The sequence below is a fragment of the Paenibacillus xylanilyticus genome, from assembly GCF_009664365.1.
Classification (GTDB): domain Bacteria; phylum Bacillota; class Bacilli; order Paenibacillales; family Paenibacillaceae; genus Paenibacillus; species Paenibacillus xylanilyticus_A.
The window spans coordinates 6,217,168-6,244,062 of the sequence record NZ_CP044310.1 but is presented as its reverse complement, the minus strand read 5'-3'; the positions used below and the strand labels follow the sequence as shown (position 1 = coordinate 6,244,062).

Annotated in this window: 23 protein-coding genes; 13 read left to right on the top strand and 10 right to left on the bottom strand. The window is 48.6% G+C overall.

Annotation, left to right across the window (positions count from 1 at the left end; translation table 11 throughout):
- Positions 1–188: 188 nt before the first annotated feature.
- Positions 189–827, top strand: a complete 639-nt coding sequence (locus F4V51_RS27860) for a TetR/AcrR family transcriptional regulator (RefSeq protein ID WP_153980376.1) — start codon at positions 189–191, stop codon at positions 825–827.
- 18 nt (positions 828–845) lie between these two features.
- Here the strand turns inward: F4V51_RS27860 and cobA are convergent, their stop codons facing one another.
- The 4 genes from cobA to nirB are packed head-to-tail and all read right to left on the bottom strand — an operon-like array spanning position 846 to position 5,320.
- Complete coding sequence (cobA, locus tag F4V51_RS27855; protein WP_153980375.1) at positions 846–1,616, bottom strand: uroporphyrinogen-III C-methyltransferase; 771 nt, start codon at positions 1,614–1,616, stop codon at positions 846–848.
- The gene (locus F4V51_RS27850; RefSeq protein ID WP_153980374.1) at positions 1,613–2,494 is read right to left on the bottom strand and encodes a formate/nitrite transporter family protein; all 882 of its coding nucleotides are present in this window, start codon (positions 2,492–2,494) and stop codon (positions 1,613–1,615) included. The genes cobA and F4V51_RS27850 overlap by 4 nt, the downstream gene beginning before the upstream one ends.
- Before the next feature lie 50 nt (positions 2,495–2,544).
- Positions 2,545–2,862 carry a nitrite reductase small subunit NirD gene (gene nirD, locus F4V51_RS27845; protein WP_095360200.1) on the bottom strand — a complete coding sequence of 106 codons (318 nt, stop codon included), beginning with the start codon at positions 2,860–2,862 and terminating at the stop codon, positions 2,545–2,547.
- A gap of 16 nt (positions 2,863–2,878) precedes the next feature.
- On the bottom strand, positions 2,879–5,320 hold the full coding sequence (nirB, locus tag F4V51_RS27840) for a nitrite reductase large subunit NirB (RefSeq protein WP_153980373.1): 2,442 nt from the start codon (positions 5,318–5,320) through the stop codon (positions 2,879–2,881).
- Between the two features lie 594 nt (positions 5,321–5,914).
- Between nirB and F4V51_RS27835 the strand changes: the two genes are divergently transcribed.
- Positions 5,915–6,508: an ANTAR domain-containing response regulator gene (locus F4V51_RS27835; RefSeq protein ID WP_153980372.1), complete on the top strand. Its 594-nt coding sequence runs from the start codon at positions 5,915–5,917 to the stop codon at positions 6,506–6,508.
- Positions 6,509–6,526: 18 nt separating this feature from the next.
- Positions 6,527–7,603, top strand: coding sequence for an anthranilate phosphoribosyltransferase (locus tag F4V51_RS27830; protein WP_153980371.1), 1,077 nt, complete (start codon positions 6,527–6,529; stop codon positions 7,601–7,603).
- A gap of 8 nt (positions 7,604–7,611) precedes the next feature.
- On the opposite strand, the gene F4V51_RS27825 is transcribed toward F4V51_RS27830, so the two are convergent.
- Positions 7,612–8,160, bottom strand: coding sequence for an acyl-CoA thioesterase (locus F4V51_RS27825; RefSeq protein WP_153980370.1), 549 nt, complete (start codon positions 8,158–8,160; stop codon positions 7,612–7,614).
- Positions 8,161–8,334: 174 nt separating this feature from the next.
- Entirely contained in the window at positions 8,335–8,958 is a 624-nt protein-coding gene (locus tag F4V51_RS27820) for an acetate uptake transporter (protein ID WP_095290778.1), read from the bottom strand.
- 503 nt (positions 8,959–9,461) lie between these two features.
- Here F4V51_RS27820 and F4V51_RS27815 point away from each other — a divergent pair.
- Positions 9,462–9,638: an aspartyl-phosphate phosphatase Spo0E family protein gene (locus F4V51_RS27815; protein WP_153980369.1), complete on the top strand. Its 177-nt coding sequence runs from the start codon at positions 9,462–9,464 to the stop codon at positions 9,636–9,638.
- A 136-nt stretch (positions 9,639–9,774) separates the two neighbouring features.
- On the opposite strand, the gene F4V51_RS27810 is transcribed toward F4V51_RS27815, so the two are convergent.
- Positions 9,775–10,704 (bottom strand): response regulator, encoded by a 930-nt coding sequence (locus tag F4V51_RS27810; protein WP_153980368.1) that lies wholly within the window; start codon positions 10,702–10,704, stop codon positions 9,775–9,777.
- A 435-nt stretch (positions 10,705–11,139) separates the two neighbouring features.
- On the opposite strand from F4V51_RS27810, the gene F4V51_RS27805 reads away from it, so the two are divergent.
- Positions 11,140–12,576: an alanine/glycine:cation symporter family protein gene (locus tag F4V51_RS27805; RefSeq protein WP_153980367.1), complete on the top strand. Its 1,437-nt coding sequence runs from the start codon at positions 11,140–11,142 to the stop codon at positions 12,574–12,576.
- Between the two features lie 145 nt (positions 12,577–12,721).
- Here the strand turns inward: F4V51_RS27805 and F4V51_RS27800 are convergent, their stop codons facing one another.
- Positions 12,722–13,564 (bottom strand): methyl-accepting chemotaxis protein, encoded by an 843-nt coding sequence (locus F4V51_RS27800; RefSeq protein ID WP_153980366.1) that lies wholly within the window; start codon positions 13,562–13,564, stop codon positions 12,722–12,724.
- A 288-nt stretch (positions 13,565–13,852) separates the two neighbouring features.
- Here F4V51_RS27800 and F4V51_RS27795 point away from each other — a divergent pair, with 288 nt between their 5' ends.
- A complete protein-coding gene (locus F4V51_RS27795; protein WP_153980365.1) occupies positions 13,853–14,545 on the top strand; it encodes a Crp/Fnr family transcriptional regulator in 693 nt (230 codons plus the stop codon).
- 119 nt (positions 14,546–14,664) lie between these two features.
- On the opposite strand, the gene pepT is transcribed toward F4V51_RS27795, so the two are convergent.
- A complete protein-coding gene (pepT, locus tag F4V51_RS27790) occupies positions 14,665–15,903 on the bottom strand; it encodes a peptidase T (RefSeq protein ID WP_153980898.1) in 1,239 nt (412 codons plus the stop codon).
- A 310-nt stretch (positions 15,904–16,213) separates the two neighbouring features.
- Here pepT and F4V51_RS27785 point away from each other — a divergent pair, with 310 nt between their 5' ends.
- The 5 genes from F4V51_RS27785 to F4V51_RS27765 all read left to right on the top strand — a co-directional run bounded on the left by F4V51_RS27785 (position 16,214) and on the right by F4V51_RS27765 (position 23,926).
- On the top strand, positions 16,214–17,248 hold the full coding sequence (locus F4V51_RS27785; protein WP_153980364.1) for an NADH:flavin oxidoreductase/NADH oxidase: 1,035 nt from the start codon (positions 16,214–16,216) through the stop codon (positions 17,246–17,248).
- Between the two features lie 278 nt (positions 17,249–17,526).
- Positions 17,527–17,949, top strand: coding sequence for an SRPBCC family protein (locus tag F4V51_RS27780; RefSeq protein WP_416226500.1), 423 nt, complete (start codon positions 17,527–17,529; stop codon positions 17,947–17,949).
- Positions 17,950–18,117: 168 nt separating this feature from the next.
- The gene (locus tag F4V51_RS27775) at positions 18,118–21,267 is read left to right on the top strand and encodes an ATP-binding protein (protein WP_236146660.1); all 3,150 of its coding nucleotides are present in this window, start codon (positions 18,118–18,120) and stop codon (positions 21,265–21,267) included.
- Positions 21,268–21,393: 126 nt separating this feature from the next.
- A complete protein-coding gene (locus F4V51_RS27770; RefSeq protein WP_153980362.1) occupies positions 21,394–22,557 on the top strand; it encodes a response regulator in 1,164 nt (387 codons plus the stop codon).
- Positions 22,558–22,582: 25 nt separating this feature from the next.
- Positions 22,583–23,926 (top strand): cryptochrome/photolyase family protein, encoded by a 1,344-nt coding sequence (locus tag F4V51_RS27765; RefSeq protein ID WP_153980361.1) that lies wholly within the window; start codon positions 22,583–22,585, stop codon positions 23,924–23,926.
- On the opposite strand, the gene F4V51_RS27760 is transcribed toward F4V51_RS27765, so the two are convergent.
- Complete coding sequence (locus tag F4V51_RS27760; RefSeq protein WP_153980360.1) at positions 23,880–24,623, bottom strand: GyrI-like domain-containing protein; 744 nt, start codon at positions 24,621–24,623, stop codon at positions 23,880–23,882. The genes F4V51_RS27765 and F4V51_RS27760 overlap by 47 nt on opposite strands.
- Positions 24,624–24,758: 135 nt before the next feature.
- Between F4V51_RS27760 and F4V51_RS27755 the strand changes: the two genes are divergently transcribed.
- Complete coding sequence (locus F4V51_RS27755; protein WP_110758395.1) at positions 24,759–25,244, top strand: GyrI-like domain-containing protein; 486 nt, start codon at positions 24,759–24,761, stop codon at positions 25,242–25,244.
- Positions 25,245–25,457: 213 nt separating this feature from the next.
- Positions 25,458–26,633 (top strand): acyltransferase, encoded by a 1,176-nt coding sequence (locus F4V51_RS27750; protein WP_110758396.1) that lies wholly within the window; start codon positions 25,458–25,460, stop codon positions 26,631–26,633.
- Positions 26,634–26,895 lie beyond the last annotated feature (262 nt).

The window sequence follows — 26,895 nt, the reverse complement described above, 5'->3', positions numbered from 1 at the left end:
CGCTCCTTATTCGTTATTGGCAGGTTTTTCTTTAAAAAAAGTTTCAACCTGTCGTCTATCTTTCCTGTCTCAATGTTAAGATATACATAACGGTGTGACAATAATCATTGACAGCGTATATGTCTGGTATCGGACACAGATGTAAGCGGTGTTCATTTAGGTTACAATAATGGACAAAGGAGGCGAAAATGTTGATTATCGAACACCCCCAGGACCGGAGAGCACGAAGAACGCAGGATGCGATTATCGCTGCGACGGTTTCATTAATATTGGAAAAGGGAGCCGACGCCGTCACCATTCGTGACATTACAGAGCGTGCAGATTACAATCGGGGCACTTTTTATTTGCATTTTCCTGGCAAGCCGGAGCTGCTTGATTTCATTTTGGAGGATTTCATGCAGGGAGTGGGCCAAGCCTATGCCAAACCGTATGCTGAATTAAAGGAAGTGGATATGACCGGATTACTTCCTTCAACTATGCCGGTATTTGAATATATTGAAGCTCATCAGGATGTCTTCCGTGCCTTGATGACCATGCATGGTGATATGGCCCTAAGGCTATGCAATATGTTCCGGACTTACTTGACCGAGGATTTCGTGCTGGTAACTGAAGATAGTGAGTACACAATCAATTATGATATTATGCTGAGCTACCTGATATCTGCCACGGTGGGTGTCATCATGCACTGGGCAGAGATAGGATTCAAATATTCTGCGCATTATATGGGAGAGCAGTTGACGGCATTAATAAACATCAAACCGACCCGTCTGCTGATTGAACCAGGACAGAAGGGTCGGACCATTCACGAACGTATGCTGTTGGATTAAGAAAAGGGAAGCAGGCAGCTATCCCGTCATAGAGGTATCTGCTGCTTGCTGGAGCTGAATCAGTTGTTCGCGTACGAGAACGGCTTCGCCAATGATGATTAGCGCAGGGTTATTAACCTTCTCTGAAAGGGAAAGAGCGTAAAGCTGGCCGAGTGTGCCGGTAATGATTCGTTCGTTCGCGGTGGTTCCGCGTTCAATCAAGGCTGCTGGTGTACTGCTGCTTTTGCCGGATTGCAGCAATTCACGTTGAATGAGGGGTAATTGGCTGATACCCATGTAGATTACCAGCGTGTCAACACTGTGGGCGAGCAGATCCCAGCGAACGGAAGATACACGGCCATCACTCCCTGTACCTGTGACACAAGCGAAGGTTGAAGCCACTCCCCGATGGGTTAACGGAATCAGGGATGAGGCGGAAGTGCCCACAGCAGAGGTGATGCCAGGAATGACCTCAAAAGGAATTCCGGCTTCAGCCAGCACGAGAGCTTCTTCACCGCCGCGCCCGAAGATGAACGGGTCACCGCCTTTGAGCCGAACCACCTGTTTGCCTTCCGCAGCGTGAGCAACCAGTAACCGACCAATCATCTCCTGACTCATGGAATGCAGCCCAGGGGCCTTCCCGCAATAGATCCGGAGTGCTGCATCAGGAGCTTCGGCAAGCAAGTCATCATTCACCAGTCGGTCATACAGCAGTACATCTGCCGTTTGAATGCGTCTCAGAGCTTTCACCGTAATGAGTTCCGGATCTCCAGGTCCAGCACCTACGATACTTACCAGGCCCCGGCTCATGATCGTGTCCCCAGTCTGGACGCAGACTCTGCATTACCCAGTCCTGAACGACCGCCATGGATGGTTGCGAGTTTGGATGCCATCGGGATGGGGTTTCCCCAGCGGTGTGCAGCGTACAGCCCTAACCCGGTGAATAGGGCACCACCAATGAAATTGCCAAACAGCACCGGAATCTGATTCCACAGCCACCAGTCGGCAATACTGACATCAGCACCCAGCATTATACCTGCCGGGATGACAAACATATTTACAACAGCGTGTTCGAATCCTTGAGCAAAAAAAATCGTAATCGGCAGCCACATGGCCACGATTTTACCGAGTGTGGAGGTGGACGTCATCGCCATGACCGCACCTAGTGTCACCATCCAGTTACATAGAATAGCCTTAATGATGACCAAAACAATACCTGCGCCGCCCAGATGCTGATATCCGAGCGTCTTGGCTTCGCTGGTCTGAATCAGCGTTTGAACAAGGGGACTGCTCATGTCGGTTCCCATCTTCGTCAGTGTGAGTTCATATAACAGAGCGTAGAACAGGCATCCAAGTATATGGCCTGCAATGACCCAAAAGTAATTACGCAGCATATCCATCAGGGTGACTCTGCGTGTCATAACCGCGAGTGGAATCATGGCGAAGCTGCCTGTCACGAGCTCAAGTCCGAGCAGAATAATGATCACGAACCCTGCAGGGAATATCAGTGCACCTGCCAAACCAATGGAAGTTTGAGATACAGCGGTATATGCCAGCGTTGTTGCAAAAGCGAGAATTGCACCGGCCAGAAAACCACGGATTAACATCTGCACCCGGTTCATTCTGGCTTTATTCTCGCCTGCGTCCACCATCGATTGCAGGACTTCTGCCGGTTTAACAAAATCCATCGTGCACGCCTCCCTCATTCATGATGTCAGGCATATCTTCTGGTTAAAGACTAACCTGCAATGGTAATGTAGATCTCACCGCTGTGATCATCGACCTCGGTTTTATATGTGTTCAGACATCCATCGTCCGGCTCATGTACCTTGCCACTGCGAAGGTCGATTTTCCAGTCATGCAGTGGGCAATGGACAGCCGTTCCACATACCATGCCTTCTGACAGCCTGCCGCCCTTGTGAGGGCAGCGATTCTCTACGGCGTGCAGTGTTCCATCACTCAATTTGAAGACGGCAATCTCGGTGTCCAAGACTGTAAATGTCCGTGCTCCCTTTTCATCAATATCCGCCAGATGTCCAATTCGCAATCGATTCATCGCTGATCCTCCTCTTCTAGTGGGCTGCCGGCTGGGTGCCAGCAAGTGGGGTGAAGTTTTTACGCAATTTTTCGTCTTCAATAATTTCCTTCCATGGATCAACAGTGCGGCCCAGTGTCAGTTCAAGCCGTTCGACCAGAGCCAGGCGCTCTTCACGGTCTTCGAGTGCCTTCTTCACATGGTCCAGACCGACACGTTCAATCCAGGCTGCCGTTCTCTCATTCCAGCGTGCGTTTTCTCTATAATATTGAAGATAAGCATAAGTCCACTCTTCGACTTCGGCATCGGTTTTCACGGTGCACAGTAATTCTGCTGCGCGGACCTTGACCCCGCCGTTGCCGCCAACGTGCAGTTCCCATGCACCGTCAATCGCGACAACACCCAGATCCTTAATGGTGGCTTCCGCGCAGTTCCGTGGACACCCAGAGACCGCAAGTTTCACTTTGGCTGGAGCAACCATTTTGTCGAGTTTCTTCTCCAGACGAATGCCCATCTCAATGGAGTCCTGAGTTCCGAAGCGGCAGAAGGTGTTGCCGACGCATGTTTTTACCGTACGCAGCGCCTTGCCATAACCGAATCCGGAAGGCATATCGAGCTCTTCCCAGATCTTCGGCAAATTTTCCTTTTGTACACCGAGCAGGTCAAGGCGCTGTCCACCTGTGAACTTCACCATCGGCACATCATATTTCTCGGCAACGGTCGCGATCTTGATCAGTTCCGCTGGGGAAGTGACACCTCCGTAAATTCGTGGAATGACGGAATAGGTTCCGTCTTTTTGAATATTGGCGTGGTAGCGTTCGTTCGTGAACTTGGATACCCGCTCATCTTCGTACTCAGCAGGCCAGATCATGCCAAGGTAATAGTTAAGGGACGGACGACATTTAGAACAGCCTTCCGGTTCATTCCAGCCAAGCACATTCATGACTTCCTTGACGGTTTTCAGCCCCATCTCTTTGATCTGGGCAACGATCTCGTCACGGTCGTAGGAGGTACAACCACAGATGCCTTCCTTCACCTGTTCCCCGATAGCATCCCCTGCATAATGGACGAGCAGCGATTCAACAATGGGCTTACATCCTCCACAGGAGGCGGAAGCTTTGGTACAAGACTTGATGGCACCAAGCGTATTGCATCCCTTATTGAGTACTGCGTCTCCAATGGCAGCTTTGGTGACACCGTTACAGCCGCAGACAATTTCATCGTCTGGCATAGCAGCCATCCGCTCAGCAGCAGATGGGCCGGACCCTGAACCGCCGGCGGATACCCCGAGCAAGATTTCCTTTTCACGTCCACCGATATTCTCTCCGCTTTTAATGAGGGAGAAGAGGGAAGCGCCGTCTGTGGTATCTCCGAACAGTACAGCTCCGATAAGCTGTCCGTCCTTCAAGACCATCTTTTTGTAGACCCCGTCTACGTCGTCCTGTATACGAATGCTGCGGGTATCTGCCGCATCCTTGAATTGGCCTGCAGAGAATACATCCACGCCGGATACCTTCAGCTTGGTAGATGTCACAGACCCTTCATACCCTTCGGTTGCTGCACCGGCCAGGCGTTTGGCCAGAACCATGCCCTGTTCATACAGCGGGGCTACCAATCCATATGCGATGCCGCGGTGCTCTGCACATTCACCGACTGCCGAAATGCCAGGAATACTGGTGTTCATGTAATCATCTACGATGACACCGCGGTTCACGTTCAGGCCTGCCTGACGGGCCAGTTCAACCTGAGGGCGAATGCCGACAGCCATAACAACCAGATCGGTCTCGAGCACCGTCTGATCTGTGAAGCGCAGTGATTTCACGCGATGTTTGCCCGTAATTTCTTCCGTATGTTTTTTCAAAAGAAACTTCATGCCCTGCTCCTCAAGCTCCCGTTGGAGCATCAAGCCTGCAGGCAGGTCTAGATTTCGGTCCATCAGATGTCCATTAATATGAATAACGGTGACATCCATTCCCAGGTTGAGCAGTCCGCGTGCGGCTTCCAGACCAAGCAGTCCGCCACCGATTACAGCTGCTTTGCGATACTTATGCGAGGCTGCCATCATCGTCTCACAGTCCTTGATATCACGGAAACCGATGACACCTTCCTTATCTGCTCCGGGTATTGGGAGAATGAACGCCTGTGATCCGGTTGCCAGAATCAGCTCGTCATATGAAGCGCGGACACCAGCCTGGGATACCACTTCCTTGCGCTCGGCATCGATCCGAATCACGGGATCACCTGGGTACACCCGAATGCCGTTATCCTCGTACCAGCTCCATTCGTTGATTACGATATCTTCAATGCTCGTGCCGCCTGCAAGTACAGAGGAGAGCATGATGCGATTGTAGTTGGGGTGCGGCTCAGCACCAAAAACCGTAATTTCATAAGCATGCGGAGCGAGTTTAAGAATATGTTCAATTGTACGAATACCTGCCATACCATTGCCGACCAGCACCAGTTTTTTCGTTGTACTCATTGTGATTAGCCCCCTTGGATCCATTCTGCGAACTGCCTCGCTTTTCGTTCCGGAAAAATAGAAAAAGCCTGTCATGCCTCGGGGGACTGCGTATATGCATACGCATGCCATGGATCCGAGATTGCAAAACAGGCTTCATTGCCGTTTCAACCAGCTACGCCGTTGTAACTGTGATCGTTCAAATATGGAGTTGTTATGGCCTAACTATAAAAGATCCTTCCTTTCATGTCAATATAGTTAACACAAAAAAGTATTTGAAATTTGAAGTTAATTATGTTTACATGTGTGTAATGGAATCGAGAACTGAACGATGAACGAACAGCGTGTATCGCAACGCGCAAGCTAACAGCCGTAGCGGTTACAGGGGAGAAGAGGCATACAACCCTAGGCAATAACAAGAGACGGAGTTAGAAAAGAACCCTTTTATGATTATGGAAATTAGCCCAACAGCTTACCGACATGCATCATTGGTTTCAAACATGTATATTTTCAACTTAAGATATTGTCAGGTTATATAACATATTAACTTGATGAACCATTTTAGGTGCTTAAGCTAACCATTCTGCCTATGCATTAGGGAGGGATTGATCCATCATGCGATCTTTATTGGTCATCCGTGTAGAACCAACGATAGCGGCCTCATCCGATGCAATCCCTCTAACTCCTGAGAGATTGCTGGGGGCAAACGGGTACCATGTGCAGGTGACAGACAGTGAGAAGGAAGCTCTGAAGCTGGCAGCTGAAGCAGAGGCATCCATCCTGCATCTGTCGCTGGCCGATGTGGAATATTGGGTACGATGCCTGGGAAAGGGGAAGGTGAACACCCCATTGATATGGTGGTGTGCACCGGATACAGCCTCTTCCTCAGTAGAATCCTGCGAGGTAGAGGCCTCGTTGGATGGAATACTGACCCCATCCATGATTGGGCCTGAGATACACTGGACGCTGCACTTTGCAGCCAAGCGTTATATGGAACGCAAGCAGTGGGAGCAGGAACGGAAACAGCTGCAGTCCCGGCTTGAGGATCGAAAGTGGATTGATATGGCGAAGGCCATTTTATGTGATCTGAAACAGATCTCCGAGTCGGAAGCCTATGACCTGTTACGCAAGAGAGCCATGGATGAACGTAAACGGATGGTGGATGTCGCCACGGCAATCGTGAAGGCGCATCAACTGCTCCAGTCGTAATTGAAAGGAGGATGCATCATGGATATGTCTGAGATTCTCAGGGAGGTTGGACGTGGAAAGCGCGGTTCGCGTGATCTGAATTATGCCGAGGCGCTGGCTGTAGCCGAGCACATTCTGAGACAGGAGGTGTCACCTGCTCAGACAGCCGCTTTTCTAATGGCGGAGCGAATGAAGATGGAGAATGTCGAAGAACTGGAGGCCTTTGTTCATGCATGCCGGAACAGCGCAGACCGTCTGTCTGTATTTCACGATGGACTTGACTGCGCAGGTCCTTATGATGGACGGACCAAATCGTTCATGGCTACCTTTCCGGTTGCCTTTGTACTGGCAGCTGCCGGGCTTCCGGTGACATTGCACGGAAGCGAGCCTCTGCCGCCCAAGTGGGGGGTAACCCTGTCCACGCTGCTCAGGGAAGCGGGTATTGATACAAGGAAAATGGATCGGGAAGAAGCCAGAGTGGCGGCGCAGAGAACGGATGTCATGTACGTATCCTCCGAAGAGTGGTGCGGTCCACTTCGGCAGCTGAGACCGCTTCGTGAAGAACTTGGCTTTCGTACCGTGTTTAATACAGCGGAGAAGCTGATTGATTACAACCATTCGCCGTATCTTGTTTTTGGCGTATTTCATAATACATTTCTGGATCGGATCGCGAAGCTGCTTACCCGCTTTGGATACCGCCGTGCTTATGTGGTACAGGGAATGGAAGGTTCGGAAGACCTGTATATTGATCGGCCTACACGTGTTTATGCTGTGGAAAACGGAGATGCAAGACTGGAACTGGTAGACCCTGCCGCTTATGAGCTGGATATTCCTGTACCTGAGATGGCATGGACAGCCGCGAAGCAGCTTGAAGTGGCACAATCGGTGCTCAGCGGAGAGGGGCATATCGCTTTTGTGAATCAGGTGTTGTTGAATGGTGGCTTCCGTCTGTATGTAACAGGCCGTGTCAATTCGATTGAAGAGGGCATCTATACCTGCCAAGGTTTACTGGATAGCGGTGCTGCGTACCGGAAGTATCAGCAATGGACCGTCTCCATGGGTGGGGAACTACCGGATAGCAGAACAGTGTCCACGTATCCGGCTACCTCCAGATGATGTTGTAACTACTCCCAAGGATAGGTGACGGTAAGGAAGTCAGCGAATTTCTTGCTCTCTTCCCGCCGCTGCTTCCGCATGGCCGCCCGATCTGGAGCGGTCTCATATAGTTTCTTCTCTTCTTCCGTCTCCGGAATGAGTCGGGGGACAATGAGTTTTCGATTATTTTCATCCAACGCCACAAAGGTCAGAAATGCCGTTGCCGCAATCTTTTTCTCCCCTGTCTTCAAGTCCTCACGAATGACCTTCACAAATATCTCCATGGAGCTGCGTCCTGTCCAGGTTGCAAAGGACTCCAGTGTAACGGAATCGGTTGGGTTAATGGGATACAGAAAGTCGACTGAGTCGGTTGAAGCTGTTACTGTATTGACCCGGCATAGTTTGGAAGCGGCAATGGATGCAATATCATCAATGTAGGACATCAACTTGCCGCCGAATAAAGTGTTATGGTTGTTCACATCGTTCGGGAATACTCGTGCGGTCTTGAAACAGCGAGTTTCACGCACATATTTCTTCTCCGCTTGTTCGGACTCTGTAGCTTTAGGTATCTCTCTCATGTTTCTTCCTCCTGAACCTCTGGCTCTGCGTCTCTGAAGCATGTGCCATGTCTATCGTCTATTCATGTTATTCCTAGTATAGGTGCCCACCAAGTTCATATTCCGATGATTTCATGATTGCCAAAAAAACCGCCAGGCGCGGACCGGCACGCTGGCGGTTGGTGCTGCTGTATATTAAACCTTGGCTTTGAAGATGCCGGACGGTCCGCCTACTGGCAGGAAAGTATAACCGAAATGAGCATTCAGTACAGAAGCTCCTGTGCCGTAGAGCGACACGATACCAATACCCATTTCAGCATATGCTGCGATGGTATGGAAGACGTGAGGAGCTACGCCGAAAGCATCAAACGTCAGGCCAAGGAACAAGAAGTCAATCAGAATGAAAATGATGAGCAGTACTTTATTGGCTTCCACAGCGCCCAGCGTCATGAACAGGGTGAATACGAGGTATCCGGCAAAAGCAAATCCGAGCTGTTTACCGTCAGCCTGTTCTGCCAGGGTGGAGCCAAACACGCCCATTTTAATCAGCCAGTTGGCACCCATCGCAAACCAGAAAAATGCGTATGCGCCAAAAGCAGTCGTGCCAAATGTATTATTGCGTTTGGAATCCTGGATACAGGCGAACAACTGTGCAAATGCACCCAGGAAGATTGCCCATGGAATAGCATAGCTGAGTCCGTCCGTAATGCCGAGTTTCTGGGAGGAAGCGACCAGGGTCACAATAGCCAGCCCAAATAATCCCATTGCGCTGGGATCGGCGTTTATGATTTTAACTTGAGTCCGTGAATCGGTTTGCATGGTGTTGATGAGCCTCCAATGATATCAAATCAGGATGGTATACAAGAATACGATCCTCTATTAACTTTCGTATCCGCCGGGTCCGGACACACACATCGCCCTATTGTACCTGAATGGCCCGGTTATGGAAAGGAATTTGTTCACCGCGTGAATGCAACATCCTGAACGTTCAAACACCCCTTCATAGCATGCCGATTGGCCTCTTTGCTCAGTTTGCCTGCCTAAGGGGTGTTTTTGTTGTTCATTTTCCAAAATACACAATAAAGACACATTCATACAAGAAGTAGGATAGGGGGAGAAAATATGGATGTAAAACATGCATCTCATTGCAGAAATGGCTTGGTAGCGCCACTTTTGCGGCATCCGGGCAAACATAGTTATTCATGACTTTCAAAAACTGGGGAAGGATACAAAACATCCATGCCGACTATGCCATATGTTAATCCAACTATAGATTGACAGTAAAAACTAAAATATAACACAGAAATAAGGAGGTCAAAGGCATGGTTATGAGTTTGGATCTAAAAAATCAAATCGAAAAAGCCAGACATAACCTTCATATGTTGGTAGAACATCACGAGGGTGGGCTTGGGCATCCGGATGTCATCAGACAATCCATGGCATTGGATGAATTGATTAATGAATATAATCGAATGAAGCGAAACCAGACAAGAGCTTGAGGAATTCATATAATAGTTGGACAACATAGATGAGTACATATGACGATGCGGGCATGAACATAACCGGAAGGACAGCTTTCTTCTCGAAGCTGTTTGATTCCTGTTAATTCATGCCCGCATGTATTTTGGCGCCGGATCAGTGCAAAAGCCGCTTGGCTTCCATATACAGTACCTGAACAAATTTTTTGGTATTTATTCGAGTCTGGGACAAGGAAGGCTCCACATTGTTCTGCAGCTCCAGCATTTTTTTGCGAATTTCCGTAAAATCGAAGAATTTAGACGCATAGTTCTCGAACTTGGGATGTGTGTAATCCGTTAATCCCAGGGACACCACATGACTTAACGTTTGAAATATTGCCCGGCGAACACGCTGCTCTGAGGCCTTGACCTCTTTGGTTATTTCTGTGGCCGAGGCATCCGTTCCCAGTTTGCGAATCGCGATATTCTGAAAAATATCCTTGAGCGACGGGAATGTATAAGGCGATATGGTGTGATCTTCAGCTTCAATCTGTTCCAGATATTCGAGCATGTCCAGCAGATCCTTGCTGCCTGCTTCACCAATCATGCCCATTTCCGAGAGAAGGAAATGTCCTGCGGTCGCAATGGTTTTATTAGGGGCAGGCGCGGTTTGGCGTCCGGCAGATTGGATGCCGGTCAATCCCTGCAATGTCCGCTGAATATCCTTAATGGACTGCTGCATCCGCAGACGTTCTTCGACCAGACGGAGAACGGATAGAATCTCCAGCCGATTAATCGGCTTCGTAATGTAGTATTCGATGCCTAGCGAGTAGGCTTCACCGATCATGTTTTTGGATTCAATCTGGGAGATCATCACGATCTTGCCCTCGAATCTTCCTTCCAGTGCACGTACGGTCTGAATTCCGTCCCGATGGGGCATGAGCAGATCAATCAGCAACACGTCTACCTTCTGTAATTCCAGCAGCTCGGCATGGATGTGAGCTCCGTCCTCTGCTTCTCCGGCAATCTCGCCCAATCCCTCATCTTCAATAATATCCATCAGCATGGAACGAACGCCAGGATCATCATCCACGATAAAATAACGTATAATTTCGGTATCCTCCTCTCCTCAGCGGATGTAATTGGGCCAATGTATGTTCAGACAGATGAACTGCCCTGAGTTGTGGTTCAATTTAATTCCTATCATACTTCGTTGTTTCCTTTCTGCATAGAACCAGCCATGCAGCAATAAGCCAATATGTCAGATAACGTAACAAAGTTTTGCTGAAAGCGGCCTTTTTATAAAAAAAATCCAATGTTTGTTGTAGGAAAGTGTCGTTTTTCGTAGATAGGACTGTAGTATAAGTAACATCTGAATGAGCTGGCTATGAATTGTGTGGAATGGTACAAATGCCAAACGGAACGAAAGATCATCATTCAGAAGTATGCCATGGGATTCTATATGCAATAGTATGGGAATTTTACGCTCAGACATGCAAATGGAATGCGGTTTAACAATTTATGAATAAAAGGAGTATTGCCAATGGAGCAAACGATACAAGATATTGTCGTTGTTTTCAACGATTTTTTATGGTCCAAGCTGTTGATCCTGTTGCTGGTCGTATGCGGGATTTACTTCACGACCAAGACAAGGTTCATGCAGTTCCGCATGATCGGAGACATGGTCAAGGTGCTGGCTGAGCCCAAAAGCAAGGAAGCGGATAAAATCTCGCCTTTTCAGGCGTTCTGTATTAGCATGGCTGCCCGTGTAGGTACCGGTAATATTACGGGAATTGCGCTGGCTATTGCCCTTGGGGGACCGGGTGCTGTGTTCTGGATGTGGATCATTGCAATTATCGGCTCAGCCTCCAGTTTCGTAGAGAGTACACTCGCACAGATCTATAAAGTGAAGGATAATGGGGTCTTCCGCGGAGGACCGGCTTATTATATGGAACGTGGGCTAGGCAAACGGTGGATGGGGGTATTGTTTGCCATTCTCATTACCCTTTCGTTCGGCCTTGTCTTTAACGCTGTGCAGTCCAACACGATCACTGTGGCATTCCAGAATTCGTTCGGTCTCGATCGGTTGACGGTAGGTATTGTAATGGCAGTGATCTTCGCCGGAATCATTATGGGCGGCGTGAAACGGATTGCCAAGGCATCCGAATACATTGTGGTGGTCCTTGCTGTGCTGTATATCGGGGTTGCTGCATTTGTAGTGCTGGCGAATATCACGCAGCTTCCGGCCATGATCGTGCTAATCGTAAAAAATGCCTTCGGCATTGAACAGGTCGCCGGTGGTACATTAGGTGCAGCGCTGATGAACGGCGTCAAGCGTGGATTGTTCTCCAACGAAGCGGGAATGGGTAGTGCGCCTAATGCCGCAGCTACGGCGGATACGACACACCCGGTCAAGCAGGGACTTATTCAGGCTTTTGGCGTGCTAACCGATACCCTTGTTATCTGTACAAGTACGGCCATGATTATATTGCTGTCCGGAGTCTACGAAGGCTCCAACCTGGGGGGCATTGAATTGACCCAGGCAGCATTGAGTGTGCATATCGGATCTTGGGCATCAGGCTTTTTGGCTGTTATGGTTTTCCTGTTTGCCTTCAGTACACTCATCGGGAATTATTATTACGGGGAGACCAATATTGAGTTTATCAAGTCCAATAAAATGTGGCTGTGGGTGTACCGAATTGGCGTCATCGCCATGGTGCTGTTTGGTGCAATAGCCAAAGTGCAGCTGGTCTGGGATCTGGCGGATCTCTTTATGGGGCTGATGGTCGTCGTCAATCTGATTGCGATCCTCATGTTGTCCAAGGTCACGTTTGAAGCGCTGAAGGATTACAAAAGACAGAAGGCTGAGGGGCGTGACCCCGTCTTTACCCGTGACCTTATTCATATTCCGGGTGAGGTGGAGTGCTGGGAGTCTGAAGCGGGCGTAACAGGAACCCAAGAGATGAAGATTGCAAAGTAGGATTAGCGAAGCTCGGGTGATAAGAGCCGGGTAGGATGATAAAACAAAAAAAAACAGGACACCGACGATACCAATAGGGCTCGCGGGGTCCTGTTTCATTATTTGGTATATTTTCAGATACCTATTGATCGCTCAGGATACCATTTTACTTTGTATGAACAGAGTAACTGATCAGTTGATCTGCCAGCATTTTCATCCGGTCGCCCGTTTCATTCAGTTTCTCAATGACATCGGTGAAGGAGGATACAAGAGTGGCTTGTTCCTGGGAAGAGGCAGCAATCTGTGAAACTTCCACTTCCATCTGTTTAATGACCTGTTGAACGTCTTTCAGACTTGCATCAATATCGGTTGTCGCCTGCTTGGCGTCCACGGAGAGCTTGCGCACTTCGGAAGCAACAACGCCAAAGCCTGCACCAGCCTCGCCTACACGCGCTGCTTCAATAGCAGCATTCAGGCCCAGCAGGTTCGTTTGTTCGGAGACTTCCCGGATGAATCCGGCAACCTTATTGATTTCAGCGGAGTTTTGGACTGCAAGGCGTGTGTTCTCCAGAATTTGTTCACTGGTCGCCTGCAATTCCTCGGCATGAGCTGCTACGTGCTGAACCATCTCCACCAGGTTGCTATTAATGGATTGATTTTCTTGTATAATGGCTTCTAGCTGATTCTGATTGGATTGATCGTAGGATATGCAGAAAATGGCAACAACTTCATTATTGTCATCAAAGATAGGAATGTTCAAAATATCCAGCTCAATTCCGTAGACTTCTGGGGGCAGTTTGGTGAGCGAAGGTTCGCGCCCGTTAGTCAGAGCTGTAAAGTTTTTATAATCGTCCAGCAGTGGCTCACCTTTTTCAAAACCGAGATTGAATCTCTCATTGGCAACGGCGTACAATACTTTCTCATGATCATACACAGTCAAACCGGCTGGTTCTCTAAGAATCAGGCTAATATAAGGCATAACTTTCAGAAGTGCATCTACAACATTCATGGGGTCGAACCATCCTTTCATTATTCCTAATTTGCGATTAGAATTCAAAAAACGTACATAATGCTTTAATTATCATCGGATAAGATTGCGCTATCATTAACTCCATTTTTAAATAAAATGATGACGAATTACGGACGATATCTGAGAATTTTCCCATGTAAAATGATTTATTGGATATAAGTGTTAGTTGTAACTATTTTTATATCAGGATATTGGAGCAGTCTGATGCCGAAATTGGGACATATGTCCATTTCTATACGTTAAATACTTGGGTGGGGGTTACCGGAAATGAGAGAAATCATGGATTTTGGGCGGATGCGTCAGCTGGCACGTGAACATGGTCTGGATCAGGTGCTGGATGAGCCTGCGCTTGCAGAATTAAGACTACTGGAAGCCTCCAAAGGTGAGATTATATGTGCGAAGGGAGAACGGCCGGAACGGTTCTATTTTCTTGTTGAAGGCAAACTGAAGATTTATACGACACTGCCTAACGGCAAGTCATTGCTGCTCCGTTTCAGCACGCCGCCAGCCCTCGTGGGTGATCTGGAGCTGGTCAATGGAAAGGAAGCCAAGAATACGGTTGAATCTGTCAACAAAAGTCTGCTGCTGGGCGTTAGCTATCGTTACCTTCAAAACACGTATGCGGATAACCCAAAATTCCTGCATTTCATGCTTAATCATGTGACCCATAAACTGTATACGTTCTCCAATTTATCGAGCCTGAATCTGCTGTACCCGGTAGAAAGCAGGTTTGCCAGCTATCTGTTGTCAACGATGGAGCAGGGCGAGCAGGTGACGGAAGAGATCCAAACGTCCAAGCTGACAGAGCTGGCAGATATGCTGGGGACGAGCTACCGACATCTGAACCGGGTAATCCATGATCTCTGTGATCGGCAGATTATCCGTAAGGAACAGCGCAAGATTGTCATCTGTCATTTGGAGCAATTGCGCGAGATTGCCGGAGGGAACATGTATGAATAAGATCGGCTCCATGGATGTGAAAGTCTCAATTGTAACGCAAAGAGCACCCTATGCCTAAGCAATGGGTGCTCTTTGCTATCTAAACCGTGTAATTCATGTACGATGTACAATGCCGATGATTAAATATCGCCGCGCTCTTCAAATAATTGAGCAATCTCCACGATAACCTGAGTGGCTTTCACCATGTTATCAACCGAAACATACTCGAATTTGCCGTGGTAGTTTTCGCCGCCTGTGAAGATGTTTGGTGTAGGCATGCCCATATACGAGAGCTGGGAACCGTCCGTTCCTCCGCGGATGGGGCGAATAACGGGCTCAATGTCCAGACGAGTCATGGCTTCATGCGCAATGTCAACAATCTGGCGAACAGGTTCGATCTTTTCACGCATATTGTAGTATTGATCATTCAGCTGCACGGTGATGCTCTTCTCTCCATACTTGCCTTGGAGCTCTTCCGCAACCTTCAATACATAGGCTTTGCGTTCTTCAAACTTCGCCCGGTCAAAATCACGAATGATATAGCTGAGCTGCGTTTGCTCTACATCGCCTTCAATGGATATAAGATGGTAGAACCCCTCATACCCCTCCGTGAATTCGGGAGCCTCTTCCGCAGGCAGACGGCGGTTGAACTCCATGGCGATTTTGGCCGAATTGACCATTTTGTTTTTCGCGGTTCCAGGGTGAACATTCGTACCTTTGACTGTAATTTTGGCTGCAGCCGCATTGAAGCTCTCATATTCAAGCTCTCCCAGTGGCCCGCCATCTACCGTGTAGGCATACTTGGCTCCAAAAGCAGGCACGTCGAACTTATGCGGTCCGCGTCCAATCTCTTCGTCGGGAGTGAAGGCAACCCTGATCTTTCCGTGTTTGATCTCCGGATGAGCGATCAGATATTCCATTGCCGTCATGATTTCGGCAATACCTGCCTTGTTGTCGGCACCCAGCAAGGTTGTCCCATCGGTTGTCATGAGGGTGTGACCCTTGTATTCAAGCAGTTCGGGGAAGTCCGTGGTAGACAGTACCACATCCAGCTCCTGGTTCAATACGATATCCTGACCATCATACTGGTCGATGACCTGCGGCTTAACATTTTTGCCAGTGAAGTCTGTCGCTGTATCCAAGTGAGCCAGGAAGCCGATTACGGGTACCTCCTTGTCCGTGTTGGATGGCAGAGTAGCCATGACATAGCCATTCTCGTCCATCGTTACATCCTGTAAACCAATGGCCTTGCATTCCCCTACAAGGTATTCGCCCAAGGCGAGTTGGCCCGGCGTGGAGGGGCAGGTTTCACTGTTTTCATCCGATTGTGTATCCATTTGAGCATAAGTTGTCAGTCGCTCGATTAAAATATCTTTCACCATCATCGCTCCTTCAGCTTGGGTTGGTTTCATATGGGGTATATTATCTCCTGTGTATGAAGGTATCATATCATGTTTTGGACCTACTTCGTGTAGGGGCTGAAGTGCTGGCGGATGAGTTCTAGGTATAAAAAAGGGTACTATGGCACAAAAATGTACGTACTTGCATTCAGGGGAGGTTGCTTCATAATAGAGAATGGCCGAAAAATTGGCGAGAAAGACAGCACAAGATTGGGTAACTGTTTTTCATGTTGAAAAACAAGCGATTGCCTCAACATATACTAATATATTGAATAGGAGATGTGTCCATATGTCAGAGAAATTATTTTCCCCCTATCAGTTCAAGGGGCTTCAACTGAATAACCGTGTAGTTATGGCGCCCATGTGCCAGTACTCGGTAACTGCCAAGGATGGCATCCCGAATGATTGGCATCAGGTTCACTATGTAAGTCGTGCGGTTGGGGGTACAGGCCTGATTGTCATCGAAATGACAGATGTTGAACCAGATGGCCGCATTACCGATAACGACCTGGGCATCTGGTCAGACGCGCATATTCCGGCCTTTGCCAAGCTGGTAGATGGCATGCATGCCCATGGCTCGAAAGTGGCGATTCAAATTGCACATGCTGGGCGAAAAGCAGAGGATGCAGAGCAGCCGGTAGCTCCATCCGTGGTCACTTTCCCGGGTGAAGACTTTAGGGAGCCTCGTGCGTTAACTACCGAAGAAGTAGAAGCAATGGTACAGAAATTTGCGGACGGTGTTCGCCGCGCAGTACAGGCTGGAGTGGATGCCATTGAGCTGCACGGAGCACATGGATATCTCATTCACCAGTTCCATTCCAAGCTGATGAATCATCGTGAAGATGTATATGGACAGGATCTGGCTCGATTCGGCGTTGAGATTATTCGTGCGGTGAAAAAGGAAATGCCGGAAGACATGCCGCTCATCATGCGCATATCTGCAATTGAATACGCTGATGGCGGCTACGATATTGAGCACACCTTGGAAATGGCTCGTGCCTATCAGGCAGCAGGTGTGGACATATTCCACATCAGTTCTGGCGGAGAAGGACCTGCTGGACAACGGAAGCCGGGTAACTACCCAGGTTATCAAGTTCCATTTGCCCGTCGTTTCCGCGAAGAACTGAACGTTCCGGTGATTGCAGTAGGGCTGCTGGATGACGCAGCTCTCGCTCAAGCGGTTATTGGCAACGGCGATGCCGATCTGGTTGCAGTGGGCAGAGGCATGCTGCGCGATCCGTACTGGGCTAACCATGCGGCTCTGGAGCTTGGCGTTAGCAAGGATAAGGCAGCGATTGCGGAGCAATATTCCCGCGGTTATTAATTTATCTAAAACATATATCAGCTTGTAAGACAGGCCGCGGCAAGGGTGAACCTTATGCTGCGGCCTGATTTTGCATGTTGATAGTCAAGCGGTTACGGTTGGGATTCCATTGTTCAGAGCAGACTAAGACGGGAGTTGCACATCTTTTATTTATGCGTTCAAAATGAGGTGCGTTTAAGAGGAGATCCGATGCTAGATTTGGTTGTTAAATGAATTCATTTGACACCCATCTTCATATCCCGAACAATGAGTAATATCTATTTAAGGAGGCGATGGTTATGACATCATCATCGAGCGCACTGCCGGACATTCGGCAGCAATTGGTACTTCATGCACCGCTGGAAAAGGTATGGGAGACTGTCTCAACGGCAGAAGGCATGGAAGCCTGGTTTATGCCAAGTAATCTGGAGCCGGTGGAAGGACATGAATTCGTGCTGGAGGCGGGACCTTTTGGCAAATCACCATGCCGGGTGACGGAAGTTCAGCCGCTTCATAAGCTCTCCTTTCAATGGGGCAAGGATTGGGCACTAACCTTCGAACTGCAGGAGCAGCCGGAAGGTACAGCATTTACGTTGGTTCACAGTGGTTGGGATTCTGATAAACTGACTGAATTCGGACAGGCGCATGCCATCGTGCGCGAGCGAATGGAGCAGGGCTGGTCAGGCATCGTACAGAAACTGTCACAGGTTGTAAGCGGGTAAGAGAGGATTGTCAGTTGCGATCAGGGTTATTTCCTGATTGAACAGCTGGCCGTCCTTTTTTTATGTTGTAAGTTTATAATGCAGAGTTCATACGAGATGGTGAACGGCTTAAAAAATGTGATTCTTTTTAGTTTCCTTCTATTTCCGTGGGCAGCAGAAACGTGTAACATGGATCATGAAGATAAAACGACAAAAAGTGACGCCTATCGTCACATGTCAGAAGGATTTCATTCGATGAAAAAACACTGGATTATGCTGACGATTAGTTTCATTTGTATTGTTGTCTTCCCTGTGGGGTGGATTGTGCAGAGTATTATAACTGAACGCGGGAATCCGGTAGTTAAACAAGGCCTAATCGATTTGACCACATGGGATTTCACCAAAAAGGGTGCAGCCACATTGGACGGAGTCTGGGACTTCTTTCCGAACCAATTACTGACCCCGGTTGATTTTGAAGCGGATGAGTCCGGACGCAAACCACTTGGGCCACCTGAAACTCTTCAAGTCCCGGCCAGGTGGAATAAGACGATGGGTGAAGCTCATGGCTACGGAACCTACCACCTTCGTGTCAAACTCAGGCCCAGCTCCGAGAAGAATGACTATGGCATTCGTACAAAGAATATTCGTATGGCACACCGTATTTTTATAGATGGCAAAGAGATCGGAGGCAAGGGATTGCCTGGGGAAACAAGGGAAACAGACCTCCAGTACAACTTGCCGTTCACCGGGTTTACCTCGATTGAGGGAGACCATGCAGACATCATCATCCAGGTTTCCAACTATACATACTCTTCCGGCGGAATCGTAGCTTCACTATTATTTGGAGATGAACATAGCATTCTGTACAGCCAGCAGTGGGACTGGCTCAAGGATCTGATGACCCTCTTCGGATTTATCCTCCCTGCGGCGTTTTTCCTGCTGCTGTTCAGGCTGCGCCGAAGTGAGAAGGAGCTTCGTTATCTTGGCTTATTCAGTCTCTCCGGAGCCATGTATGCACTGACGCATGGGGAGAAGCTGCTGGGCACCTTTGTACCGTTTCTACCGAATACTGAAATTCTAAGGCTTCAATTAATAAGTTCAGCGCTGGCCTATTACTATTTGCTTCGCTATATGGATGCGCTTGTTCCGGGTGCAATTCACAAATGGTATGTACGTCTCGGAATTACGCTGGTGATTCTACAGTGTGGTATCGGCCTGATCTTGTCTCCGGTACTATTCTCGCAACTGGAGGCTCTAATGCTGATGGTGTCGCTTAGCGTCATTGTATACACTCTTCGAGCGATGTTGTATTGGTTGAAAAAGAGGCCCAATGACAGCCATTACGTGCTGATCAGCATGATGAGCATCCTTATGGTTGTTATTCTGTATACCATCGGTGCTTTTACGACGCAGGATACGGCCTTTCTCGCCCTGTATGAGCTATTGTTATTTGTTTTTGCTCAGATGATTCTTACGGCGATTCGGTTCGCGCAGTCCTTTCGTGAAGTTGAGGCATTATCCGAACGCTTGCTTGTGATCGACAACCTGAAGGATGAATTCATGGCCAATACGTCGCATGAGCTGAGGACCCCGCTGCATGGCATCATTAATATTGCCCAGTCCATGCTGGAAGGAGCGGCAGGGGCTGTGACGCCGAAGCAGGCCAGAAACCTGTCCATGATCACGTCTACCGGTAAGAGGCTCTCACTGCTGGTCAATGACATTCTGGATTTCTCCAAGCTCAAGAATAGTGAGATCGAGCTGAAGCGGGAGGCGGTGGATCTGGAGTCCGTTGCCCGCACAGTGGTTGAAGTTTCGGGATTTACCTTCGGGGATAAGCCTATTGTCTTAATACAGGATTGGCCTCCATCCCTGCCACTGGTCGAAGCAGATGAGGATCGGTTACGGCAGATTCTGTATAATCTGATTGGCAATGCATACAAGTACACGCAGCAAGGCGAGATACGGCTGTATGCGATTGTGCAGGGGGATCAGATTCGAATGTCAGTGGCGGATACCGGAGTTGGCATTGCTCCAGAGAAGCTGGAGGATATATTCCAGTCCTATGAGCAGGAGAATGGTACAAGTGAACGAATTAACGGCGGGACAGGGCTTGGTCTCAGTATTTCGCGTAAACTTGTAGAGCTGGGCGGAGGCATGATCTGGGCCCAGTCAGAACCGGGTCAGGGGTCCGTTTTTCACTTCACCCTGCCCATTGCCAAAACGCCGCTGCTTCATCCTGTTTCCAGACCGACTGCAGCGACCTACGTGCCTGCCGAGCGTGCTAATTCATCTGCAGGGTTTCCTACAGAACTCGATGAATCAGAAGAAGGCCCTGCAGCAGAGCATACGATTCTGATTGTGGACGACGATCCGGTAAATCTCCAGGTATTGTACAATCTGTTGTCAACAGAGCGATACCGGGTCATTTCTGCTGATAGTGGTGCTGCCGCTTTGAAAATGCGAGAACAACACCCGGGAATCGACTTGGTGATTACCGACTGGATGATGCCGCAGATGTCCGGAATTGAATTATGCCGCAAACTGCGTGAGCATAATTCTCTGTCCGAACTGCCTATCCTGATGCTGACGGCGCGTGGATTGCCTGAAGACATCAGGCTGGGATTCCAGGCCGGTGCCAATGATTTCCTAAGCAAGCCGGTCGATGCAGGTGAGCTTCGTGCGAGGGTGCGAACCCTGATTGAAATGCGGGCCTCCGTTCAAGGCGCCATTCGCACAGAGATGGCTTTTTTGCAGGCACAGATCAAACCCCACTTTTTATATAACGCGCTTAATGTCATTATCGCTACTTGTGCCGTTAACCCGGACAAAGCAACAGATCTATTGATCGAACTGAGTCACTATCTGCGTGGGAGCTTCGACTTTCAGAACCGGGACCAGCTGGTGCCGCTGACCAAGGAACTTGAGCTGGTAGAGTCCTATGTTCATCTGGAACAGGCCCGGTTTGAAGAACGGCTGGTGGTCAACTATGAAGTGGAGCCGGACGTTCGGATCTACGTGCCGCCACTCAGCATTCAGCCACTCGTTGAAAATGCCATTCGTCATGGTGTGATGGAGCGGGCCGCGGGTGGAACCGTGACTCTGAAAATTGTCAGAGAAGACGATCGGATCATCGTCCAAGTTGAAGATAATGGGGTGGGCATCCCTCCGGAGCGTTTGGCTCAGGTTCATTCAGGAAGGACAGAAGGACCGGGAGGCGTGGGCCTGCAAAATATCAACCGGCGTTTAATGTCCTTATATGGCGAGGGATTGAATATTCAAAGCCATGTGGGCAAAGGGACGAAAATTCATTTCCGTATTCCTCTGCTGAGAGGTTAATTATCCCAGAATTGTGCCGAGACGAATCATAATGGTTAACAGACTAATAAGTTGATGAAGTCTATTCTGTAATTCCTTTGATATAGAACGAAGAAGAATAAGTAATGTCAGGAGGCTGGAAGAACAGTGAGAGCCATTGTAATCGATGACGAGAAGCCGGCGCAGCTCCACCTGGAGCGCCTGTTATTGTCGGACGGACGGATTACACCCGTGCAATGTTTTTCAACAGCCCGTGATGGACTGGATTTTCTGGCAAAAGAACGTGTCGATGTGGTGTTTCTGGATATTGGCATGCCAGAAATGAACGGACTGGAAGCGGCTGAGTATATACAGCAGCTGGATAACAACATTCGAATTATATTTGTAACAGCGTACGCTGATCATGCAGTCGAAGCATTTGAACTGCATGCACTAGATTATGTTCTGAAGCCGGTAAGCTCGGCAAGATTGGGCAAAACCATTGATCGGATTGCGGCTTGGAAATCTGCTATGCCCGAAATGGCAGCAACCACTGAAGTCAAGGAACCAGCTTCCAATGCTGCCGAGGATGATATCCAGTTACCGGGACTGCTCACCTTCAAACATTTGGATATCTACAGAAGCCTGAAACCGGAGGCAGCCAAGCATAAATGGAGGACGACCAAATCCCAGGAGCTATTCGCATTTCTGTTTCACCATCGCGGAGAATGGGTAAGCAAAGAGATTCTGCTTGATAAATTATGGGCTGATGTCACCTTGGAGAAAGGGCTAACCCATCTGCATACGTCCGTATACCAGATTCGAAAACTGCTCAAAGAATGGAGTATGACAGGCAAATTGGAATACAACATGAATCGTTACCGTTTGCTGCCGGGCAATCTGGTGAGTGACGTGGAGCAGTTTGAACTAGGAGCGGGATATGCAGAAGTCACTTCTACCAATGTGGAAGAGCTGCGGGAGATCATGTTGTTATATCGCGGAGACTATCTTGAAGAGCATGACTACCCATGGGCACAATCAAAGGCACGTGAGCTAAGACGCAAATATATACAATTGGTCATGGACCTGGCTGAATGGAACATGAAGCAAGGAAGAGGCAAGGACGCCATCGATCAGTTACTCGATTTACAGGAAAGAGAGCCTTATGCTGAAGAGATTTGCCGATTAATGATGAAGGTATATGCATCCATGGGTGATGGACAAGCCATACTGCAAGTATATTCATCATTTGCCAAGACACTCTTGGAGGATTTGGGGCATCAGCCGGAACCGGAAACGAGCCGCCTCTTTCAAGAACTAACGACGAAGTAGGCACAGGCCGGGCGGGAGGATTCTAGTGAAATTATTTATACATCGCAAGGATTTGCGTACAGAGGATCTTCAGGCTTTTGATTATTTGCAGAACCAGGAAGATGAGAGTGTGCACCTTTTTATCTACGACCCCTTTTTGCTTCGTCAGGGACGCGATAAGGAACACAGCGGCATCAACTTTCTGAGGCATGCAGCCGGGCTTGCGAGACAGTACCGGGAGGCTGGCAAGCTGCTGCATGTGGCACATGGCAAGCCAGCAGAAGTTGTGGATTACATATTGGGACACACGGAAGACATTATCGATGAAGTGGTCGTTCACCGGGATATGACCCCTTACGCGATCGAAAGGGACCGCAGCATACGCAAGGTTGTAGACCAATACCAGGCCAAGTTCACACAGCTGACGGATCATCTGCTGATCGATCTTCCGCGGTTCGCTGACTTTACAGGCAAATCGGAGCCCTATAAAGTGTTCGCTGCTTTCCACCGGCGCTGGGTGGAATTTATGAATGAATTCCCGAATCCTCCTTCGGTAATAACGGTCGCTGATCTTAAGATCAGTAAGCTGTCCATCGAGTTTCCTGATTCATTCAGGGTTCCTGCAGTGCTTACGGATATCGAGCCGGCTGAAGAGCCTTATGGACTGCTCGATGCCTTCCTGAAGGAGCGTATCGCGGAGTATGGGGAGCATCGGGATGAATATGAAGCATACGAACCAAGCCATCTGAGTTCCTATGTGGCGGTAGGGGCCATCTCGATCCGCAGGATGTACGATGCCGCTTACCGGGCTGAACAGCCGGATGAATGGATTAGACAGCTGTGCTTCCGTGACTTTTATCTGTACCGTGCAGTATATGAGAGTCACTATTTTACATATGAAAAGGTATACGATCTGTCACCGTTAAGTGATTATCACTTCGAACGCTGGTGCAGGGCAGAGACGGGAATACCGATTATTGATGCTGCGATGACCGAGCTGAATGAGACGGGGCGCATGCCTAATCGACTGCGTATTCTGACGGCGATGTTCCTGACCAAAAACCTGCAGTGCCCATTTCCCCTGGGTGAGGCCTACTTCAGACGCAAGCTGCTGGATTATGACAACATTCAGAATCGGGGGAACTGGTTATGGTGCGCATCCCTTGGTGAGAATGCTGCTCCGTATTTCCGGGTAAACAATCCGGTAACACAGTCGGAGAAGTATGATCCCCAGGGAGATTATATCCGGAAATGGCTGCCTGATCTGAAGGATCTGCACAGCAAGGATATCCATCAACCACGCGAGGGTGCGATTGTGGATCTGAAGGCATCCAGACAGGCGGCTATAGAGGTCTATAAACAAATTCTGGCGAGTCGTCAGAAGGATTAATACCGTGCAGCGGAATGTGTATAGTGATGCTGGAGGGAGGCTCCGATGGCCGGATCTCCAAGGCATAGCCTGAAATGTCGGGCTCAAGGCCCCGCTGTCTCAGCTTGTCCATGAGCAGGAGAAACGTCTGATCAATCTCTGCCCGATCCGGAGCACCGAAATGGGTATATACGGCGTATTCACGGGCTGGAAGGATTATACCAACCATGCCTTCCGGCACTTCATGGAAGTGGGATACCTCTACACCGGCAATATAGTGATAGAGGCGTGTACGGCTCAGGGATACACCTGTCTTCACCCCCGTCCGGGTTTGGCGGGGGATTTCATGTTGTCTGCGTTCTAATTCAATCCACAGCTTAGGAATCATCACTTGTGACATATATACAGCTGTAAAAGGAGCCTGGAATTCAAGGCCGATCACATATGTCTGCGGCCGTACCATCCGCTCAAATGAATGAGCCTTGGCAATTCGTTGTTTTGCCATATCCGCTACTCGACCGGCTGATTGCAGCAAGGTATATCCTCCCTGACGTCCAGGTTCTGCATATAGAGGCACACCCATTCCACTAAGCTCATGTAAATACCGAAGCATAGTACGGTAAGAAACCCCGAATTCAGCAGCCATTTCTTCAGCGGTAAACGTAGGTTTGTCATACACTCGCATCATAAGTTCAATCAAACGCTGCGTTTTGGTCATGTTCCATCTGCTCCTGATAGAAATATAGATATACTGACAGATTTTGTCACTATATTAGTATAAAATAGAGTCAGGACTTACGGCAACAGGATCAACTTGAAGATATGGAGAGCATGAATGAAAGGGTGAGAGGGTATGGAACAAGTCAATTCTTCAATGTTGGTACGTATGGAGGCGGCGACCATTATCGGACTGAAATGGGAGGGAACCTTCGCTGAAGCAGGGGCAGGGGGCATTCGTGAAGTGCAAACGGAGTTCAAGCGTCGTCTGCAGGAGATCAGTGATGTGCTTCACCCGCAGGAGCTTCTGGGATTGTCCTATCATACGACAGATACAGGATTTGTTCATTATGTTGCAGTCGAGGTTGGCAAAGATGGAGCATCAACCATTCCATCTGGAATGGTGAAGGTTGATGTCCCGGCCCATGACTACGCCAAGTGCAGCCATGTCAAAGGACAGAGTGTGGAAGCATCCTACAATCGCATCTATGCCTGGATTGAAGAACAGGGTCATGCGGTGTCGCAAGGTCCACTTACACACTACGAAGTATATCCGATGGATCAGGATCCATATGATCCGGAGCCCGAGTTTACCATTTTCATCCCAGTGAACCAGAAATAAATCCTGCTGAGTCAGCATCGCTCGAAGACCGCATTATAGCGGTCTTTTTTACATTTATAGACATGAAAAGTGTGTGAAATCCACTGAAAATTTAGGAATTGTTAAGAAAATGGACTACCCATCTTAAGCATTATGCCTTTTAATAGATAGTGAGCTTATCGTACTAAGTCATATCTGACATATTGACGAACACATTAAGGAGAAACGCTAAACATGAGTGAGACATTGAAAAGAGAGCGAATACCGGAGCTGAACCTGGTACGTGCCATGGCGATTATCGGCGTGCTGTGTGTGCATTCCACGTCCTATGCGACGGTGGACATGACGGGTTCGGGCTACTACTGGCTGTACAACTTTATTAATATCTTCATGAAATATGGTACGCCAACTTTTATTTTCATGAGCAGCTTCGTGTTGTTCTATAACTATTATTCCCGTCCCTTGGACAAGAAACTGGTCAGCAATTTTTATAAAAAGAGATTCGTTTACATTTTGCTGCCGTATTTCCTGTTTTCCCTGTTTTATTTTGTGATTCTGCATTTCACCCATTATCAAGGCCGTCCGTTTGGTGAATCTGCCATCAGCTTCATTACCAAACTGTTCACGGGTAAGGCGTATACGCATCTGTACTTTGTATTCATCAACATGCAATTCTATCTGTTATTCCCGCTTGTTCTGTGGCTGCTTAAGAAGTATCCTGCGGTGGTTAAGTGGTCTGTACCAATTGGCCTGCTGATCCAGTGGGCATTTATCGTAAGTAACAAATACGGGTTCCAGGTGCCGAACAAAGGAAGCTGGGCCTTCTCGTACTTCTCCTATTTCATGCTGGGAGCGTTCATTGGGGTCTATTTTCCAAAGATCAAGCAATGGTTTGTCATCAGTCGTGAAAATGCGACCAAAGGCCGCGTAGCATCCTGGATTCTGCTGTGGGCCGTCTGGATTGCTGCCGGACTCGGACATGTATATATTTATTACCTGCTTCGTATGAAGATTGCCACGTATAATACACTGTGGTATGAGTTTTTCTGGAATTTGCATACCTTTGCTTGTGCGCTCGTGCTGATTCAGATTGCATACCTGTTGTATCGCAAGGGGCCTGCATTGATTGCCAAGCCGCTTAATCGACTTGGTGCGCTGTCCTTCGGAATTTATCTGATCCATCCATTTTTCCTGCTGTTGTATCGGGAATTCCCGCCGCAAACCGGGGTCTCCTGGCTGGTTCACCTATGGTATGCCGGAGGCTTTGCCGTAGCGCTGTTCGCTTCATGGATTGTAGTGGGGCTGACTGCAAGGTTCATTCCGTTTGCCTGGGTCATCTTCGGTAATCTGCCGAAACCAAAACCACGGGTTATCCCTCAATCCAATTCGGGACAGCTCGATGTTCGTTAATATTTAATTGCCATTACAGGAATAATAAGCCGTTTCTTGGTCGACCTTAGGGTTGAGCGGGGAACGGTTTTTTTCATGCGATCAATGAGCATCATGTGGGAACGAATGTTTCTTTTGGAGCTGCCAGGGGTAATGAGAAGGCGGAACACAAATCATAAATGCGAGACTTACAGAACAGGATCAAGGTGAGATAAATGAAAACATGTGAACAATGCGGGAAACCGATGCAAGATATATTGGAATATGTAGAGCACATTCTTCA